The sequence below is a fragment of the Rhizorhabdus dicambivorans genome, from assembly GCF_002355275.1.
Classification (GTDB): Bacteria; Pseudomonadota; Alphaproteobacteria; order Sphingomonadales; family Sphingomonadaceae; genus Rhizorhabdus; species Rhizorhabdus dicambivorans.
On sequence record NZ_CP023449.1, the window covers coordinates 2,513,006 to 2,532,589 of the forward strand.

A 19,584-nucleotide genomic window follows, 5' to 3' on the forward strand; every position below is an offset into this window, starting at 1 on the left:
GCCCTTGCTCCCCCGCCGCCCCGATGCTAGCCGCGCGGCCATGTCAGTCGATGCCGCAACCGTCCGCAAGATCGCGAGCCTCGCCCGCATTGCCGTCACCGACGGCGATGTCGATGCGATGGTTCCCGAACTCAACAACATCCTGGGCTGGATCGAGCAGCTCGGCGAGGTGAACACCGATGGTGTCGCCCCGCTGGCCGCCGTCATCCCGAACCATCAGCGCCTGCGCGCGGACGTCGTCACCGACGGCAATATCCGCGACAAGGTGATCGCCAACGCGCCCCAGGCCGAACATGGCTTCTTCGCCGTTCCCAAGGTGATCGAATAATGGCTGACATCACCGAGCTGGGCATCGCGGGCCTGCGCGACGGCTTCCGCGCCGGCGACTTCACCGCGCGTGAGGCGGCCGAGGCATTCAACGCCGCCGTCGCGGGTGCCAAGGCGCTCAACGCCTTCATCATCGAGACGCCGGACCACGCGCTCGCCGCCGCCGATGCGGCCGACAAGGCCCGCGCATCGGGCGATCTGCAGCCGCTCTCCGGCGTGCCGCTGGGCATCAAGGACCTGTTCTGCACCGAGGGCTACCAGACCACGGCGGCCAGCAACATGCTGGCCGGGTTCAAGCCGACCTATGAGTCGACCGTGACCACGAAGCTGTTCGCGGCCGGCGCCGGCATGCTCGGCAAGCTCAACCTCGACCAGTTCGCCATGGGTTCGTCTAACGAGACCAGCGCCTTCGGCAACGTCATCTCGCCGTGGCGCGCCAATGACGGCAGCAATGCCCCGCTGGCGCCGGGCGGCTCGTCGGGCGGTTCCTCCTCGGCGATCGCCGCGCGGATCGTGCCGGCGGCGACCGGCACCGATACCGGCGGCTCGATCCGCCAGCCCGCCGCCTTCACCGGCATCGCGGGCATCAAGCCCACCTATGGCCGCTGCTCGCGCTTCGGCATCGTCGCCTTCGCCTCCTCGCTGGATCAGGCCGGAGCGATGGCGCAGGACGTGCGCGACTGCGCGATCATGCTGGAGGCGATGTCGGGTTTCGACCCGAAGGATTCGACTTCGCTCGACGTCGCGGTGCCGCAGTGGGAAGCCGGGCTTTCGGCGGACCTCAAGGGCAAGAAGGTCGGCATCCCGAAGGAATATCGGGTCGACAATATGCCCGCCGAGATCGACGCGCTGTGGAAGCAGGGCATCGAATGGCTGCGCGATGCGGGCGCCGAGATTGTCGACGTATCGCTGCCGCACACCCGCTATGCGCTGCCGACCTATTATATCATCGCCCCGGCCGAGGCCTCATCGAACCTCGCCCGTTATGATGGCGTGCGCTATGGCCTGCGCGAACTTCCCGATGGCGCCAATCTCCAGGAGATGTATGCCGCCACCCGCGCCGCCGGTTTCGGGCCGGAGGTCAAGCGCCGGATCCTGATTGGCACCTATGTGCTCTCGGCGGGCTTCTACGACGCCTATTACACCAAGGCGCAGAAGGTCCGCGCGCTGATCGCCCGCGATTTCGAGGAGGCTTTCCAGAAGGTCGACGTGCTGCTGACGCCGACCGCGCCGTCCGCTGCCTTCGCGCTGGGCGAGAAGAGCGCCGATCCGCTGGAGATGTACCTCAACGACGTCTTCACCGTGCCGGCGAGCCTGGCCGGGGTCCCCGCCATGTCGGTGCCCGCGGGCCTCGACGCCAAGGGATTGCCGCTCGGCCTCCAGATCATCGGCCGCCCGCTCGACGAGCAGGGCGTCCTCAACGCGGGTCTTGCGATCGAGCAGCGCGCCGGCTTCAACGCCCGGCCGCAGAACTGGTGGGCGAAATGAGCAGCTATCGTATCCAGGGCGCCACCGGCGAATGGGAGGTCGTGATCGGCCTTGAGGTTCATGCGCAGGTCGTTTCCAATGCCAAGCTCTTCTCGGGTGCCTCGGCCGCCTTCGGTGCCGAGCCGAACCAGAATGTCTCGCTGATCGACGCGGCGATGCCGGGCATGCTGCCCGTGCCGAACGAGGAGTGCATCCGCCAGGCGGTGAAGACCGGCATGGCGCTGGGTGCCGAGATCAACCGCTGGTCGCGCTTCGACCGGAAGAATTATTTCTACGCCGATCTGCCGCAGGGTTATCAGATATCGCAGCTCTATCACCCGCTGGTGGGCGAAGGCGCGGTTGAGATCGACGCCGACGAGAAGGCCGGCATCGCCGAGCCCAAGACGATCGGCATCGAACGGCTCCATGTCGAGCAGGACGCCGGCAAGCTGATGCATGATCAGCACCCGACCCGCTCCTATGTCGATCTCAACCGTTCGGGCGTCGCGCTGATGGAGATCGTCTCGAAGCCTGACATGCGTTCTCCCGCCGAAGCAGGGGCTTATCTTCGTAAGCTGCGATCGATCCTGCGCTATGTCGGCTCGTGCGACGGCAATATGGAAGAAGGCTCGATGCGCGCCGACGTCAACGTTTCGGTGCGCAAGGTCGGCGAACCCTTCGGCACCCGCACCGAGACCAAGAACGTCAATTCGGTCCGCTTCGTGATGGCTGCGATCGAGGGCGAGGCGAACCGGCAAGTCGACGTGCTCGAAAGCGGCGGGACGATCGTGCAGGAGACCCGGCTCTACGATCCGGACCGGAACGAGACGCGGTCGATGCGCTCCAAGGAGGATGCGCACGACTATCGCTATTTCCCCGATCCCGACCTGCTCCCGCTGGAACTGAGCGAGGAATTCGTCGCACAGTGCCAGGCCGAGATGCCCGAACTGCCCGACGCCAAGCGGGCCCGCTATGAAGGCCCGCTCGGGCTGTCCGCCTATAACGCATCGGTGATCACCGCCGACGTCGAGACCGCGCGCTGGTTCGAGCAGCTGTTGGATGCGACCGGCAAGACCGGCCCCGAGATTGCGAAGCAGGCCAGCAACTGGCTAATCTCCGACCTGTTCGGCGCGCTCAACCGGCTCGGCAAGGATATCGGCGAGAGCCCGGTTTCCCCGAAGCAGGGCGCTGAACTGCTCGGCCTGGTCGCCGACGGCACGCTGTCGGGCACGCTGTCCAAGCAGGTGTTCGAGATCATGCTGGAGACCGGCGAAGATCCCGCGAAGATAGTCGAGGAACGTGGGCTCAAGCAGACCAGCGACACCGGCGAGATCGAGAAGGTGATCGCCGGGATCATCGCCGCCAATGCCGACAAGGTGGAACAATATCATGGTGGCAAGGTCCAGCTGTTCGGCTTCTTCGTCGGCCAGACGATGAAGGCGATGGGCGGCAAGGCCAATCCCGGCGTGGTCAACGAGCTGCTGAAGAAGGCGCTGGGCTGATCCAGTCTCTTATTTGCGTCATGCCAGCGCAGGCCGGCATCCATGTCTGCTGTCTTATGCGCAGTCATCTGGCTGATGAGAGACATGGACCCCAGCCTGTGCTGGGGTGACGGGTGGTGCAGGCTAAGGAACCCACTTCCTGCCTCCCGTTTCGTCGCGCTACACCAGCGCCATGATCTACGGCGATCCCGGCAGCGTCATCCCGCTCAACCTCGCCGCAGGGGTGGGCGACTATCAGCTGTCGGTGCCCTCGGGGCTGCCGCTCGCCCGGAGGATAGCGGTGCCGGGGTTCCGGCCCGCCAGTGCGGGCTGGCGGTTCAATGGTGCCGCCAACTTCGTGATGGGCGAAGGCGATGGGCTGTCCAGCCGGGTCCAGCTGCGCACCGTCGGCCCCGGACGGGCCACGGCGGGCGGCATGGCGCTCGGCCGCGACAGCTTCCTGCAGTCGGGGCCGCTGGGGCTCGATTTCGGCACGCATGCCGATCCGGCCCGAAACCAGGCGCCGCACCGTCTGCGCTGCTCCTTTCGCGGGATCGTGCCGCGCGCCGATGGCGCGTTGCTGTTCTACATGGTGGGCTGGGGGATCGGCAGCATCGCGCTCACCACCCGCTATGGCAGCGATCAGCTCGAATGCCTGATCGGGCGCGGCGAGGCGACAGAGGGAGGCTTCTTCAGCACCGCGATGCGCAAGCCCGGCGTGGAACAACTGCTCGAAGTCGAATGGTGTGACAATGTGGCGGGGCCCGGCGGCACGCTTTCCTTTCTCATCGACGGCAAGGCGGCGGGTGGGCCGTTCCGCACGAAGCTGAAGCCGCGCATCACCCCCGAAATGGATTTCTCGGTCAACGCCGCACTCGGCAACACCCGGCAGGCGATCGACGGCATGGTCGTGGCTGAGGTGTCGATCGGTTTCGACCGTCCCGTAGCCGACTATCGCTATCTTCCGGTGGCCAGCGGGCTGCTACCCGGCGAGGAATTGCCTGATCTGGTCGTCGATGCCCGGACTGTCACGGCGCCGCGGCCACCGCAAACCCTGGCTTGGCGATCATTCGACGGGGGTGTGGCGACGCTCGACATCACGGTCGGGCCGATCGACGTACCGTCGGGCCAGGCCTATAAGGCGGTGCTGGTCGACTGGTCGAGCGGGGCGGGGGTACCCCATCCCAACCAGCTCGTCATGACCCGGCTCGCCGCCCAGAATTGCCGGTTCGAGGATGCGTGGCTCGGTGCCGCGCAGCCGGCCTGGGCCGAATGCCTGCCGCAGGGGCCGGTGCCCGTGATCAACGGCATCGCTTATCGCATCGAGGCGATCCGCTCGAGCGACTATGTCCAGTTCCAGTTCGGCTATGACTGGGATGAGAGCGTGATGCCGGCCAATCCGTTCGGTGATCCGTCGGGCCGCAACGCCTATATGATTCCCCACAAATGGCTGATCTACGATCGTGACGAGAAGCTGCTCGCCACGATCGAGACACCCGATGGCGGCCCGCTCAACGGCCGGGACAAGATGGCCCTCTATGGCGGCCCCAGCGACGGACGCGGCTGTGCGATGACCGACGGCACCCATCGCTGGTATCCCCATGGTACGGTGCGCTCGGGCATCATCTGGCGCAGTCGCGATCCGGGCAGCCATGAACAATCGGGAATCCGCGCCGCGGTGCCGCTGTTCGACCTGTCCATACCCTTCGGCTGCCATCTCGATTATTCGGTCAACGGCTTCGATCTGCGCATCTTCTCCGGCGGCGCGGGCAATGAAGGGCAGGCGAACGGTTTCGGCAATATCCGGGTGATCCCCTGGAAGCAGAGCGACTATCGGGCGATGGTCGGCGCGGCCGGACGGACCAGGGATCCGTTCACCGCGCTCTATTCGGCCAATTCGCTGGCGGCCAATGCGGCGCTGTGGCTCGAATATACGCCCTTCAACATCCAGGGCCGTTCGCCGATCGCCGGCCCCGGCGGCCAGCGCGACGACCGGCAGATCATTGCCGAGCCGGTGGTCTGGCACATGAACCTGCCCGACGGGCGGCGCCCGCACGATGGCACGCCCTGGCGCACGATCGCGCTCGATTATCTGACCGGCTATGTCTCGGACCCGGTCCATGCCTTCGAGAAGGGGCGCAACGTCCCGCTGTTCAAGCGGGACGCGCGCCGCTCGATCGCCTTCCGCAACCATTATTACGGACCGGGCAATCTGGGGCTTCCCGCCAACCAGGCCTGGTATCAGCAGGGCGGACGCGTCTCGACCTGGATTCAGGGCGTCAATCCGTTGCGGGTCGCCGCGCCCTATGGCGGCGACGTGCCGGAGCGGCCTTATTTCGGCACCTTCCAGATCGACAAGCCGCACAGCCACCAGTTTCCCGGCTGGGGGAGCCTGTTGTTCCGCTCGCCCGAATTCGCGTTTCTCGGCCACCGCTTCTGGGATCAGAACCGGCTCTACACCAACGACATCCTCGGCGATCCCTGGCTCGATCTCTGGTCGGCGCGCGAAGGAGCCTGGTCCTTCCTGCACGCGGCACTCGCCTGGAAGACCGCCAGCGCGGGCTCGCAGCGGCTCTACAGCCGGGCCGAGGTGCTCGATTTCGTTATCTTCGACTTCGAGCAGTTCCATGCCCGCCATTACGCCAGCGATCCCGGCTTCCTCCATCCGCCGACCAACCTGATGCGCAACGGGCAGGTCGATATCGGCCTTGCCGTCTATGCCGCCGCGCCCTTCTTCGGGGTGATATGCAAGGATGACCGCCGCCTGTTCCAGCACGAATTCTTCATCGGCTACTGGCTGAGCGCGATCGCCGCGGGCGAGAAGCTGGGTTTCAACGCCGCGCTGCGCGGCGCTTCGGCCAAGGCGGCGGCGGTGCTCGACTGGCTGATCGCGATGCACCGCAAGCGGGTGGTAGGCCGTCTGCTGGAGGGGCAGTTGCTGCCGCCGATCGATGGGACCAGCTCGAACATCGGTCTGTGGACCGCCGATCACATCGCGGCGGCGGGCGGAGAGGTCGCGCGGCTGCCGAAAAGCTACGCCGAACTGGAGAAATATTGGGGCCGCACGCCGAGCTGGGACCGCTATATCAGCGACCAGGGATCGACCAGCCGCGACGGGCAGGCGATGGACCAGCTGATCGCGGCGCCGTCGCTGCTGCGCTACCTGCTGGGCCAGTCGGGCGACGATCTGGTCGCCGCGCAGACCGTCGCCAATGGCTGGCGGGAGCAGAAGAAGGCCGAGGAGCTGAAGAAGGGCGAGCGGGCTGGGGAGGGCTGGTTCGTCTATCTCCAGGCCAGCAACAACCCCGCCAAGGCAGTGCAAAGCTGACGAGGAAAACGGGCCTCGATGAGGCCCGTAAGGCCGAATGGCCGCCCGAGCTTATGCGAGGAAAGCCAAGGCCGCGGATGCGGCCGCCCGGCGTTTGAGGGCCAGCAAATGGCTGGGTTGTGCTTGTCCCCCATGTTGCTATAGAGCCCGCCGACCGACGGTCCTTATTCGCGGGCGTGGCGGAACTGGTAGACGCGCTGGATTTAGGTTCCAGTATCGCAAGATGTGGGGGTTCGAGTCCCTTCGCCCGCACCAGCTTCGCCACCAGCGCGCGGAGCGGGACCCGAAAAGATTTCTCGAGATAGAGGTTGGATGCGACCCATGCAGACTGTCGAAACGCTCAATGAGGGCCTGAAGCGCGCCTATACGGTGACGATCCCCGCCAATGATGTCGCCCAGCGCGTCGAGGCCGAGATCAAGTCGATCGCCCCCCAGGTCCGCATGCCCGGCTTCCGCCCCGGCAAGGTTCCGCCGAACATCGTCAAGAAGATGCATGGCCCGGCGATCGAGCAGGACGTGCTGAACAAGACCGTGCAGGACGGCGTCCAGCAGCTGCTCGCCGAGCAGAAGCTGCGTCCCGCCATGCAGCCGTCGGTCGAGCTGGTCGGCGGAGACTATGAGTCGGGCAAGGACGTGTCGCTCAAGGTCGAGCTGGAGGTCCTTCCCGAGGTGCCGCCGCCCGCGATCGAGGGCCTGAAGCTCGAACGCCTGACCGTCGCCGCCGATCAGGCCGCGATCGACGAGCAGATCGGGCGCATCGCCGGCCAGCAGAAGCGCTATGACGACGCCCAGGAAGGCCATCCGGCCGTCGAGGGCGATCTGGTCGTGATGGATTATAAGGGCACCGTAGACGGTGTCGCCTTCGATGGCGGCACCGGCGAGGGCATGTCGGTCGAGCTCGGCTCGGGCCGGCTGATCCCGGGCTTCGAGGAGCAGCTCGAAGGCGTCAAGAAGGGCGAGAGCCGTTCGCTGAACGTCACCTTCCCGAAGGATTATGGCGAGAAGTCGCTAGCCGGCAAGGCCGCGGTGTTCGATGTGACCGTTACCGACGTGCGCATACCGGGCGAGACCAAGGTGGACGACGAGTTCGCCAAGTCGCTCGGCCTCGAAGGCCTCGACCAGCTTCGCGACCTGCTCAAGGGCCAGTTCGAGCAGGAGCTGAACGGCCTCACGCGCACCCATATGAAGCGCAAGCTGCTCGACCAGCTCGCGGCGGCCCATGACTTCCCGGTCCCGCCGTCGATGGTCGAGGCCGAGTTCCAGCAGATCTGGGCGCAGCTCGAGCATGAGGCGAGCCACGAGGAGGATCCCGAGGCCGCCCGCGCCGAGATGGAGAAGGATCGCGCCGATTATCAGGCGATCGCCGAGCGCCGCGTCCGCCTGGGCCTGCTCCTGTCGGAGATCGGCCAGCAGAACGGCGTCGAGGTGACCCAGCAGGAGATGCAGCGCCTCGTCCTGCAGGCCGCGCAGCAGTACGGCCCCAAGGACCGCGACCGGTTCATCCAGTATGTCCAGCAGGACCCGATGGCCGCCGCCCAGCTCCGTGCGCCGCTCTATGAGGACAAGGTCATCGACTTCCTGTTCGAGAAGGCCGAGATCAGCGACCGCGAAGTGACCCGCGAGGAGCTGGAAGCCGCGATCGAGGCCGATGAGGAAGTGATCGGCAAGGGCCATGTCCATGGTCCGGATTGTGGCCACGACCATGATCACGGCCACGTCCATGGTCCGGATTGCGACCACGACCATGACGAGAAGCCGGCCAAGAAGCCCGCTCCCAAGAAGAAGGCCGCCGCCAAGGAAGAAGCTCCCGCCGAGGCCGTAGCCGAGGAGGCCGCCCCGGCGCCGAAGAAGGCCCCGGCCAAGAAGGCCGCCGCTGCCAAGGCCGAGGAAGCTCCCGCCGAGAAGGCCGCTGCGCCGAAGAAGGCTCCGGCCAAGAAGAAGACTGCCGCCGAGTAATCGGCCGGCTTTCGGTCAAGGAATGAAAGGGCCGGGCGGCAACGTCCGGCCTTCTTCTTTGCCGTCATGCCAGCGCAGGCTGGCATCCATGTCTGTCTCCTGGCGAGATGCCATCTGGCTGTCGAGAGACATGGACCCCAGCCTTCGCTGGGGTGACCTCAGAGTCGCTTTGAGCGAATTCCCACCGCCAGCGCGAACAGCGCGAAGCCAGTCGCGATCGTCCAGACGAACACCCGTTCCATGAACCAGGCGTGGACGATGGTGTGCTGCCACAGCAGCAGCAGCAGCGCGAGGATCGCCAGGTTCGACGCGATCAGGTGGATCGTTCGCGCGCGGAGCAGCGGCTCGCCGGAACGGAGGAGCACCCGACCGCCCCAGATGCCGAAGCCGATCGCGGTGGCGAGGATCGCGCCGGCCAGCACATGCATGCCGGCGGCGAGCGCGTCGAGGCCCTTGATCAGCTTCTTGATCGCCATTACCGGCCCGAAACCATTCTCGCCGGCCATGCCCATCCGCACGCCCAACTGGGCCGATGTCTCGCGGAAGGAGTCGATCCCGAACACCCACAGCGCCAGCAATATCTTGGCCGCCAGGCAGGCGATCACCGCCGCGCAGAAGGCCGCCGCCGCTTCGACCACCCGGTCGCGCACTTCCTCGGCATCGGTCTCGGCGAGGGCGAAGGGCAGGCCGCCGATGACGATCGCTAGGCCGAGCGGGATGCCGCCTGTCAGGAATTCGAAGATCGCCGTCAGACTGCCGAAGATTGCCGCCGCGACCAGCGAGGTACGCCGCCCGATCCCACCGCGCGCGGCGCCGATGGCGAGGAACAGCAGATAGGCGAGGATCACCGCGTCCGATGGCGCATGGCCTAGCGACTGGCCGTAGGATTCCAGCCCGAACCAGCGCGAGAAGGCGAGGAAGACGATCAGCCAGAACAGGCTCTCGACCGGCGCGCGTCGCCGAACCAGCGCGGCCATGGCGACGAGGATACCCGCCAGCACCAACAGGGTCTGGAGCATGTGGTACAGGTTGCGGATCGTCTCCACCGGCAGCACCGGCAGCAGCCAGCGGGCCAGCATCGTATGGCCGTGGACATATTGATGGTACCAGATGCCGGTGCGGCCCGCCGCCCGATCGCCGTCGGCATAGGCGCGCAGCGCCTGGCACATCGATTCGCTGCCGCGCTGGACCGGCTTGATCGGGCTTGCGGCAAGCTGGTCCGCGCGCGCCTGCTGGTCGATCGCCATGTAGAGGATCAGGCAGTCATTATACTGGTGCCGGCCGATGCCGGTGTCGCCCGCGATCCAGTCCTGGTCCTGAAGCGCGCCCGAGGCATAGGCGTCGCGTACATGCGCCTCCGCCATGGGTAGGTCGCGGCCCAGGCTGGCGCGGTTCGCGGCGTAGAACAGCGTGAAGAAGAGCAGGGCGATCGGCACGGCGACGGCGATGCCAATCCCCGCGCGTTGCAGCAGCTTTCGCAAAACCCCCGGCTTCAGCATTGCTTCGTCCCCATATGCCCGCATCATGCCGATCGGAAGGACGTGCGCCAGTGATTTCCCGATCCCCCTTGAATCCCCGCGGGCAAAGGCCGATGTTGGGCGCACAGGCAAAGCACAAGGACCAGTCCACCCCATGCAGAATCCGTTCGAAACCGGCCAGTTCATGAACCCTGAGACCGGCGCCCTGGTCCCCGTCGTGATCGAGCAGTCGAACCGTGGCGAACGGAGCTTCGACATCTATTCGCGCCTGCTGCGCGAGCGAATCATCTTCGTGACCGGCCAGGTCGAGGACCATATGGCCTCGCTCATCACCGCCCAGCTGCTGTTCCTCGAGTCGGAAAATCCGAAGAAGGACATCTTCATGTACATCAACTCGCCGGGCGGCGTCGTGACGGCGGGTCTCGCGATCCACGACACCATGCAATATATTCGGCCGCGCGTCGGCACGGTCTGCATCGGCCAGGCCGCGTCGATGGGCAGCTTCCTGCTTGCTGCGGGCGAACCGGGGATGCGCGTCGCGCTCACCAACAGCCGCATCATGGTTCACCAGCCATCGGGCGGCGCCCAGGGCATGGCCGCCGACATCGAGATCCAGGCGCGCGAGATTCTGCGCATGCGCCACCGGCTCAACTCGCTCTATGCGAAATATACCAAGCAGCCGATCGAGGCGATCGAGGCGGCGATGGATCGCGACAAGTTCCTGGAGGCCGACGAGGCCAAGGCCTTCGGCCTGATCGACGAGGTGTTCGACAAGCGTCCGACCCCCGCCGACGAGGCGATGGCGGCCTGATTTTCTTCTGCCTCCCCCGCAGGCCGGAGAGGGCTTTCCTGTCCGAGTCGCATGGATTTCCGGCAATGCTGGGCATCTGCCGGTTTTCCCTTTGTGCTCCGGAGCACAGACATTGCACCGGGAAAAGCGCATCCCATATCGGTGGAACCCCGCGAACGATCATCGCTTCTTAAGATGGTTGTGAGATGGGGGAGGACATGTTTAGGATGCGTCCGATCCCCAGTGGAGTCAGGATCTAGTTTATGACGAAGTTGACCGGCGGAGACTCGAAGAGCACGCTTTACTGCTCCTTCTGCGGCAAGTCGCAGCACGAGGTCCGCAAGCTCATCGCCGGGCCCACGGTCTTCATCTGCGACGAATGCGTCGAGCTGTGCAACGACATCATCCGCGAGGAGACGAAGGGCGCGCTCGTCAGCAAGAAGGACGGCGGCGTCCCGACCCCGCACGAGATCTGCGAGCATCTCGACCAATATGTGATCGGCCAGGCGAAGGCGAAGCGGGTCCTCTCGGTCGCGGTCCACAACCATTACAAGCGGCTCAACCATGGCGCCAAGGGCGCTGATGTCGAGCTGGCCAAGTCGAACATCCTGCTCGTCGGTCCCACCGGCTCGGGCAAGACCTTGCTCGCCCAGACGATGGCGCGGCTGCTCGACGTGCCCTTCACCATGGCCGACGCCACCACGCTCACCGAGGCGGGCTATGTCGGCGAGGATGTCGAGAACATCATCCTCAAGCTGCTCCAGGCGTCCGACTATAATGTCGAACGGGCGCAGCGCGGCATCGTCTACATCGACGAGATCGATAAGATCAGCCGCAAGGCGGACAATCCCTCGATCACCCGCGACGTGTCGGGCGAGGGCGTCCAGCAGGCGCTGCTCAAGCTGATGGAAGGCACCACCGCCAGCGTTCCGCCGCAGGGCGGCCGCAAGCATCCGCAGCAGGAGTTCCTGCAGGTCGACACCACCAACATCCTGTTCATCTGCGGCGGCGCCTTCGCCGGGCTGGAAAAGATCATCGGCGACCGCCTCCAGGGCAAGTCGATCGGCTTCGGCGCCTATGTGGCGGCACCCGAGGAGCGTCGCACCGGCGAGACCCTCCAGCAGTGCGAGCCCGAAGATCTGCTGAAGTTCGGCCTGATCCCTGAATTCGTCGGCCGTCTGCCGGTCATCGCGACGCTGATGGACCTCGACGAGACCGCGCTGGTCGAGATTCTCAGCCAGCCCAAGAACGCGCTGGTGAAGCAGTATCAGAAGCTGTTCGAGATGGAGGGCGTGAAGCTCGGTTTCACCGACGACGCGCTGGTTGCGGTCGCCCGCAAGGCGATCACCCGCAAGACCGGCGCACGTGGTCTGCGCTCGATCCTCGAAGGGCTGTTGCTCGATACGATGTTCGACCTGCCGTCGATGGACGGTGTCGACGAGATCATCGTCGACAAGGATGTGGTCGAGGGCCGCAAGGACCCGGTCCGGGTCTTCTCCAAGAAGACCAAGGAAAAGGCCGGCGACGCCGCCTGATCGGTATCCACTCCGAAAATCGAAGGGGCCGCCGGAGCGATCCGGCGGCCCTTTTTCTTTCCGTTACGGAACGCCGGCTCGCGATCCACGTGCGATGCTCATTAACCATATCTCAAGGGCGGCGCCCTAAAGCGGGCCGCTCAGGAGAGGTGCATGACACAGGCTGGCCTGCGCGAGCCGCTGAGGCGGATCGAGGGCAAACTCGCAATCTGGTTCACCCGGCTCAGCGCGGCCTCGACCGGCTGGCGCATGAGCCGCAAGGTCCTGTTCGTCTTCGGCGCGACCGGGCTCGCCATGGCCACGCTGGCGCTCATCACCATCGCTTCGCTGTTCGCGGTCCGCTCCAGCGTCGGCGGGGTCACCGATCTGGCCAAGGCCAACCAGGCGCTGTTGCGGGTCCAGACCCGATCTATCGCGGCACAGGGTCTGCTGAAGGATTTCGTCATCAATCGGGACGAAGGCACCGCGCGCGAGCTCACGGGCACGCTCGATGCCGCGCTCCGATCGCTCGACAATGCCACCGACGGCGCCGACGCGCTCGGTGAGGCCGATTCGCTTGCCGCCGTGCGGTCGGCGCTGGAGGCGACCCAGCGTTCGGCGGCGCGGATCGTCGACGCGCAACGCCGGATCGACACCCAGATCACCCGCGAGCTCGATGTCCGGGGTCCGGTCATCGCCGAGAAGCTGCGCCTGGTCACCGAGCAGGCCCATGCCGGGGGCAATGCCGCCGCCACCTACGCGGCCGGCGTGTCGCAGGCGCGCTATCTGGAGATGCGGGTCAACGTCACGCGCTATGTCGCGTCGCCCAATCCGGCGACCGCGAAGCTGGTGAAGAGCAACCTGCTCGATCTCGAGGATGCGATGAACATCCTGTTCGAGGAGCTTGAGGGCACGCCGATGCTCGCCACCGCCGACAAGGCGATCGCGGAGGTGGTGGCCTATGACAAGGCGTTCGACCAGGTGGTCGCCGCCACCGGCGTCCGCAATCGCGAAGTGGGCCATGTCCTGCGCGTCAGCGGCCCCGCGCTGCAGGACAATGCCGACAGGATCATCGCTGCGATCGAAGGCGTGCAGGGCCGCAGGACGCTTACCGCCCAGGCCGCCGCGCTTGGCGCGATGACGGTCGTCCTGCTTGGGTCGGCGGTCGGCATCGCCATCGCCTTGATCGCCGGCATTTTGATGCAGCGGCTCGTCACCCGTCCGATCGTGCGGATGGCCGAGGAGATGGGCGCGCTCGCGGCCGGCCACCTCGGCACCGAGATGGCCGAGGTGGCCCGGTCCGACGAGGTCGGCGACATGGCGCGCGCGGTCGAGATTTTCAGGTCCAATGCGCGCGAGATCGACGAGCGTCGCGCCGCCGCGCTGGCTGCCGAGCGCGCGGAGATCGAGCGCGAGCAGGCGCGGGTGCGCGACCGCGAGGCCGAACGCCTCAAGGCCGAGGGCGAGCGGCGGGAGTCGATGCTGAAGCTGGCCGATGTGTTCGAGACCAGCGTCCGTCATGTCGTCGACAGCGTCGGCGCGCTTGCCCGGCAGATCGAGGAGGATGCGCGGCTGGTCTCGCAGACCGTCGATCATAGCGGCAGCCTCACCGCCGACGTCGCCGTCGCTGCGACCCAGGCCAGCCAGAACTCGCTGATCGTCGCCAATGCGACCGAGGAGATGTCGCTGTCGATCGCCCAGGTCGCGACCCATATCGGCAACGCCGCGCAGATCGCCCGGGAAGCCGCCAGCAGCGCCAATGCCACCGACGCGATCGTCGGCGATCTGATCTCCGATACCCAGTCGATCGAGGATGTCGTGTCGGTGATCGCGCGCGTCGCCCGGCAGACCAACCTGCTCGCGCTCAATGCCACGATCGAGGCGTCGCGGGCGGGCAGTGCCGGCAAGGGCTTCGCGGTCGTCGCCGCCGAGATAAAGCAGCTGGCCCACCAGACCGCGGAAGCCGCCAATGACGTCGCCAGCCGGATCGCGCGGGCGCGGGGCAGTTCCAAGCTCGCGGCGAACGCGCTGACCGAGATCGCCCAGACGATCGGCGAGATCAACGGCATCGCCACCAGCGTCGCCAGCGCCATCGCCCAGCAGTCGACCACGACCGGCCAGATCGCGACCAGCACCAGCCAGGCGGCCGACGGATCGCGCAACGTCGCGACCATCATCGCGGAGGTCCATGGCGGTATCGATGCCACCGGCCGGGCCGCGCAGGAAACGCTGAGCGCCGCCGCCGACCTCAACCGCCAGGCCGACTCGCTGCGGCTGTCGGTCGATCATTTCCTCGCGACGGTAAGGGCGGCGTGAGCCGGTAACCCTTCCTTCAGACAACAACGCTAATTGGAGCACCCGGGAAAGGGGACCCATGATGAAGGCACGTCACTATTACCTGTCGGCCATCGCCGCGCTGGGGGCGCTCGGTATCGCATCGCCGGGGCAGGCGGCTGATGCCGCCTTCGAGGCGAAGGTGGTGAAGCTGGTGACCGCCTTCTACTCCTATCCCCGCTCGGCCGAGCTTCGCCAGGAGGAAGGGCGCGCCCGGGTCCGGATCGTGATCGCGGGCTCCGGCAAGCCTGTCTCGATCGAACTGGTCGAAAGCACCGGCTCGCAGATCCTCGACCGCGAGGCGGTGCGCATTCCGACCAAGGTCGGCACCTATCCCGCGCCGCCCGGCGGCAGCGCCTACACCATCATCGTCCCGATCCGCTGGAAGATCAGCTGAGCCTGCGGGCGGGCTGAGGCGCCTACATCCCCAGCGTCTTCGCCGCGTCGTCGAAGCGGGCGATCTGCGCGCTGTCGCCCTTGAAGGCGGCCTTCGCCTTGGCGAGCGCGTTCCGGGCGCCGGCCGGATCATTGAGCACCATCTTCGCGCGCATCAGCATGATCCAGCGATCGGCATCCTTGGGATTGTCGACGAGCCGGGTTTCCAGCCGTGCGACCATGCCGCGCGCCATCTCGTCCTGCTGGGCGGGCGTCATCGCGGTCGCGGCTTTCAGGTCGGCGGCATTGGGCCCTGGAATACCCGCCGCGGCGACCTCGCCACCATCACTTATCGTCGCGCTCGTCTGCGGTTGCTGGGGTGCGGACGGCGGCGGCACCCGGCCGGCGACGTCGATCTTGTGCTCTGCGGCCACCTCCGCGATCAGGTTGCGGACCGGCTGCTCCCAGGGTGCACCGGCCGGGCTGTCCTTCAGGATCGCGATCCAGTCGTCGATCGCGCCCTTGTGGTCGCCGCTCTCATTTTTCTTCACCGCCAGGAAATAGCGGGCGCGGTGATCGCCCGGGTCGATTGACAGCGCCTTGCGGAAGGATGCCTCGGCGGCGGGAGTCACGCCGCCTGGGCCCGACAGCAGCTGGACCTCGCCCAGCGCCGACCAGATCTCGGCGTTCGACGAATCGATCTTCACAGCCTTCGCATAGGCGCCGGCCGCGTCGGCATAGCGGCCGAGATTGTAATAGGACCAGCCGAGCGTGGTCCATCCCTTGAAGTCGTCGGGGGTGGTCTGCAGCCTTTTCTCGAGGTCGGCGATCCTGGACGTTACGTCACCGGCCTGTTGGGGCGGAGAGGAGGAGGAAGCCGCTTCCTCGCCGCCGCCGCGCGATCGGACTGTGGCGATGGCGATGGCGGCCAGCGCCACCAGCGCCGCCAGGATCAGCGCCACCCGGGCGAACGGCAGCGAAAAACCCTTGTTTGCGGCACTGTCCTTCGTCACATTTATCTCCGAAATTGAGAGCTATAGGCTTTGATCCGTTCTTGTAATGAATGTCTAGCGGAACGCGACGAAGCTGGTAGAGTGGCGTTGGGGCAGATAACGGGATTTCAGCAGGGGCTGAACGCTTTTCCGTTGTCTTAATTCAGGGGCCGCCCGCTCAGCGGCGCGAAACGGGGCAGGGGGAATCAGTGGCGGATACCTACCGGATTGCCATCGTTGGCTCGGGGCCGGCGGGGCTCAGCGCCGCAGCGCATGCAGCCAAGCTCGGCATCTCGCACATCCTGCTCGAAAAGACCGATCACCTTTCCGATACGATCTACAAGTATCAGAAGGGCAAGCACGTCATGGCCACGCCGAACCAGTTGGTGCTGCGTTCGGACATCGATTTCGACGCCGGCAAGCGTGAGAAGGTGCTCGGCACCTGGGACGACCAGACCGCCGCGAACAAGGTCAACGTCCGACTCAAGAGCGAGGTGAAGGCAATCACCGGCGCGAAGGGCGATTTCACCATCACCCTGACCGACAAGACCGAGATCAAGGCCGAGAACATCATCCTGGCGATCGGCACCCAGGGCAATCCGAACCTGCTGCGCTGCCCCGGCGCGGATGGCGGCCATCTCGAGCTCCAGTACCAGCTCGACGATCCCGGCGAATATGTCGACGAGCACATCACCGTGATCGGCGCGGGCGACGCCGGCATCGAAAATGCGCTCGGCCTGGCGCAGGATGTCGCCCAGGGCAACATCGTCTCGATCATCAACCGTACCGCCGATTTCAGCCGCGCCAAGGGCGCCAACGTCAAGCTGCTGATGCAGGCGCGCGACGAAGGCCGGATGAACGTCATCACGGACGCAACCCCGAATCGCATCGAGGCCGGGCATCTCGTCCTCGACACACGCGACGGCGAGGCGCGGATTCGCTGCGATCGCATCATCGCCCGTATGGGCTCGGCCGCGCCGCGCAAGTTCATCGAAGAATGCGGGATCCAGTTCACCAGCCCGGACCGCGAGGCCTTCCCGACGCTGTCGCCGCAGTTCGAATCGACCAATGCCGGCATCTATGTGATCGGCGCGCTGGCCGGCTATCCGCTGATCAAGCACTGCATGAACCAGGGCTATGACGTCGTCGAGTTCATCAACGGCAACACCGCCCTGAAACCGGCCGACGAACCGATCCTTGAGGGCAAGTTCGTCAACCTGCCGATCAAGAAGTCGGTCGACGAATGGCTCGAGTTCATTCGCACCCAGGTCAAGATCCTCAACGATCTGTCGCCGCTGCAGATGCGCGAGTTCATGCTCGACTCTGACGTCCGCTATTACGGCAAGAACGACATCATCTTCGAGAAGAACGCGCCGGGTTCGTCGCTGTTCTGCATCGCGCAGGGCTCGGTCGATATCCCGCTGCCCGACGGCCGCTCGACCGGCATCGTCATCCCCGAAGGCTCGATCTTCGGTGAGGTCGGCCTCGTCTCCGGTCGCCGCCGCGGCTCGACGATCCGGTCGATCGCCGACACGGTGGTGGTCGAGATTCCCCGCAACGCGATCCTGAAGCTGATGGCGTCGGTGCCGGGCGTGAAGCGCGCCGTCACCCGCATCTCGACCGAGCGCCAGCTGCTCCAGATGTGGCAGGCCGGTCTCCAGCCGGCCGATCTGGCCGAGGTGCTGGAAACCGCCGAGATCAAGGCCGTCCGCGCCGGCGAGGCGATCTTCAAGGAAGGCGAGGAAGGCAACGACGTCTATGTGATCCGCTCGGGATCGGTGGTCGTCGAGAAGTCGATTGGCGGCAAGCCGGTGTTCCTCTCCTATGTCCCCGCCGGCAATTATGTCGGCGAGCTGGAGCTGTTCGACAACGGCATCCGCAAGCAGACGGTGCGCGCCGCGGTCAAGTCCGAGGTGATCAAGCTGGGCGGCGATGCGTTTCGGCGCCTGCTGGAGGCCAAGCCCACCTTCTTCGCCAAGGCCAAGACCGCGATGGGCGAGCGCGAGGACCTCGCCTCCTTCATCGAGGCCAAGAAGGACAGCTTCGCCACCGTCGTCGACATGTACAGCTCGGTCGCGAATTTCCTGGTCGACAATGGCGTCGGCGAGGCGACCGACGTGCTGCTGATCGACGAGAATCTCTGCGTCGGCTGCGACAATTGCGAAAAGGCCTGCGCCGACAGCCATGAGGGCATCTCGCGGCTCGACCGTGAGGCAGGGCGCACCTTCGCGCATCTCCACGTTCCAACCAGCTGCCGGCATTGCGAGCATCCGCACTGCATGGCCGACTGCCCCCCGACCGCGATCCATCGCGGCCAGGACGGCGAGGTCTATATCGACGACACCTGCATCGGCTGCGGCAATTGTCAGCGCAACTGCCCCTATGGCGTGATCCGGATGGAAAAGGAGCCGCCGAAGAAGCCGAGCCTTTGGAAGTGGTTCCTGTTCGGCCAGGGGCCGGGGCCAGGGGAGCCCAGCCATGAATGGGCCTATGCCAATGCGACGCCGGGCGTCGAGAAGGCGAAACGTGCGGTCAAGTGCGACATGTGCTCGGGTATCGAGGGCGGCCCGAGCTGCGTGCGCGCCTGTCCGACGGGGGCGGCGATCCGCGTCGCGCCCGAGGAATTCCTGACGGTCGCCCGGTTGCAGCGGGACGACGCCTGATGGCCACCAAATCGATGCGGCAGGCGACCACCGGTCGCGAGCGCGCCTCCGAGCATGAAGGCTTCCTTCGCTACCAGAGCTATAAATGGCTCAAGATCGCGCTGGCGATCTCGGCGGTGGCGCTGCTCATCTATGCTTTCAACGATGTCCAGCCCAAGCCGAATGGCGGCAGCATCTACGGCTATATTACCGGCACGGTCGGGGTCGGCCTGATCCTGTGGCTGGCGTGGCTGGGGGTGCGCAAGCGCGCCATCACGCCGGGCCGCTGGTCGCTCAAGAGCTGGACCTCGGCGCATGTCTATCTGGGCCTGTCGCTGATCGTCATCGCCAGCCTCCACACCGGCTTCGATTTCGGGTGGAACGTCCATACCCTGGCCTATGTGCTGATGATGCTGGTGATCGCATCGGGCGCCTTTGGCATCGCTTCCTACGCGATGCTGCCCCAGGAGCTCTCGGCCAACCGGGGCGAGACCACCCAGATCCAGATGCTCGACAATCTGCGGATGATCGACCGCCAGCTCAACGAGGCGGCCCAGCCGCTCGATGCCGAAGGCGCCGCCATCGTCCGCATGGCGCTGGAGGACGATCCCTTCGGCGGCGGGCTGATCGCGCGGCTGACCGGCCGCTACGCGAAATGCGGCACCCGCACCGCGCTCGATGCGGTCCGCGCGGACCATGTCCGCGAGGAAGGGGTCGCCGATCCCTATGACCATGTCGAGGTGCTGCTCGAGCGCAAGAAGTCGTCGCTGTCGCGGATTCGCAAGCATCTGCGGCTCAAGGCGCTGCTGGAGGTCTGGCTGTACATCCATGTACCGCTGACCTTCGCGCTGATCGCGGCGCTGCTCGTGCATATCGTTTCCGTCTTCTATTATTGGTGAG

The 19,584-nt window shown here is 65.9% G+C and carries 13 protein-coding genes and 1 tRNA gene; 12 read left to right on the top strand and 2 right to left on the bottom strand.

The features are described 5' to 3' along the window. The first annotated feature begins 40 nt into the window (after positions 1-40). The 6 genes from gatC to tig all read left to right on the top strand — a co-directional run bounded on the left by gatC (position 41) and on the right by tig (position 8,559). Positions 41-328 (top strand): Asp-tRNA(Asn)/Glu-tRNA(Gln) amidotransferase subunit GatC, encoded by a 288-nt coding sequence (gene gatC, locus CMV14_RS11970; protein ID WP_066959111.1) that lies wholly within the window; start codon positions 41-43, stop codon positions 326-328. Then, the gene (gatA, locus tag CMV14_RS11975; protein WP_066959112.1) at positions 328-1,815 is read left to right on the top strand and encodes an Asp-tRNA(Asn)/Glu-tRNA(Gln) amidotransferase subunit GatA; all 1,488 of its coding nucleotides are present in this window, start codon (positions 328-330) and stop codon (positions 1,813-1,815) included. The genes gatC and gatA overlap by 1 nt, the downstream gene beginning before the upstream one ends. Continuing rightward, entirely contained in the window at positions 1,812-3,296 is a 1,485-nt protein-coding gene (gatB, locus tag CMV14_RS11980) for an Asp-tRNA(Asn)/Glu-tRNA(Gln) amidotransferase subunit GatB (protein WP_066959113.1), read from the top strand. Before gatA ends, gatB begins: the two co-directional genes overlap by 4 nt. A 172-nt stretch (positions 3,297-3,468) precedes the next feature. Beyond that, entirely contained in the window at positions 3,469-6,603 is a 3,135-nt protein-coding gene (locus tag CMV14_RS11985) for a hypothetical protein (protein WP_066959114.1), read from the top strand. A gap of 170 nt (positions 6,604-6,773) precedes the next feature. After that, positions 6,774-6,858 (top strand) — tRNA-Leu (locus CMV14_RS11990). Between the two features lie 66 nt (positions 6,859-6,924). Beyond that, a complete protein-coding gene (gene tig / locus CMV14_RS11995) occupies positions 6,925-8,559 on the top strand; it encodes a trigger factor (protein ID WP_066959115.1) in 1,635 nt (544 codons plus the stop codon). Between the two features lie 158 nt (positions 8,560-8,717). Here the strand turns inward: tig and CMV14_RS12000 are convergent, their stop codons facing one another. Then, on the bottom strand, positions 8,718-10,058 hold the full coding sequence (locus CMV14_RS12000; protein ID WP_139114664.1) for a hypothetical protein: 1,341 nt from the start codon (positions 10,056-10,058) through the stop codon (positions 8,718-8,720). 133 nt (positions 10,059-10,191) lie between these two features. Here CMV14_RS12000 and CMV14_RS12005 point away from each other — a divergent pair, with 133 nt between their 5' ends. From CMV14_RS12005 to CMV14_RS12020, 4 genes are all read left to right on the top strand, one after another. Then, positions 10,192-10,848 carry an ATP-dependent Clp protease proteolytic subunit gene (locus CMV14_RS12005; RefSeq protein ID WP_066959117.1) on the top strand — a complete coding sequence of 219 codons (657 nt, stop codon included), beginning with the start codon at positions 10,192-10,194 and terminating at the stop codon, positions 10,846-10,848. A 242-nt stretch (positions 10,849-11,090) separates the two neighbouring features. Further along, positions 11,091-12,362: an ATP-dependent Clp protease ATP-binding subunit ClpX gene (gene clpX / locus CMV14_RS12010; protein WP_066959118.1), complete on the top strand. Its 1,272-nt coding sequence runs from the start codon at positions 11,091-11,093 to the stop codon at positions 12,360-12,362. Positions 12,363-12,515: 153 nt separating this feature from the next. Continuing rightward, a complete protein-coding gene (locus CMV14_RS12015; RefSeq protein WP_066959119.1) occupies positions 12,516-14,657 on the top strand; it encodes a methyl-accepting chemotaxis protein in 2,142 nt (713 codons plus the stop codon). 58 nt (positions 14,658-14,715) lie between these two features. Next, a complete protein-coding gene (locus CMV14_RS12020; RefSeq protein WP_066959120.1) occupies positions 14,716-15,072 on the top strand; it encodes an energy transducer TonB in 357 nt (118 codons plus the stop codon). Between the two features lie 22 nt (positions 15,073-15,094). Here the strand turns inward: CMV14_RS12020 and CMV14_RS12025 are convergent, their stop codons facing one another. Then, positions 15,095-16,063: a tetratricopeptide repeat protein gene (locus CMV14_RS12025; RefSeq protein ID WP_066959121.1), complete on the bottom strand. Its 969-nt coding sequence runs from the start codon at positions 16,061-16,063 to the stop codon at positions 15,095-15,097. A 188-nt stretch (positions 16,064-16,251) separates the two neighbouring features. Between CMV14_RS12025 and CMV14_RS12030 the strand changes: the two genes are divergently transcribed. Together CMV14_RS12030 and CMV14_RS12035 are read left to right on the top strand one after the other, a co-directional pair. Further along, a complete protein-coding gene (locus tag CMV14_RS12030) occupies positions 16,252-18,705 on the top strand; it encodes a cyclic nucleotide-binding domain-containing protein (RefSeq protein ID WP_066959122.1) in 2,454 nt (817 codons plus the stop codon). Continuing rightward, a complete protein-coding gene (locus CMV14_RS12035) occupies positions 18,705-19,583 on the top strand; it encodes a hypothetical protein (RefSeq protein WP_066959123.1) in 879 nt (292 codons plus the stop codon). The genes CMV14_RS12030 and CMV14_RS12035 overlap by 1 nt, the downstream gene beginning before the upstream one ends. The last annotated feature ends 1 nt before the right edge of the window (position 19,584 follow it).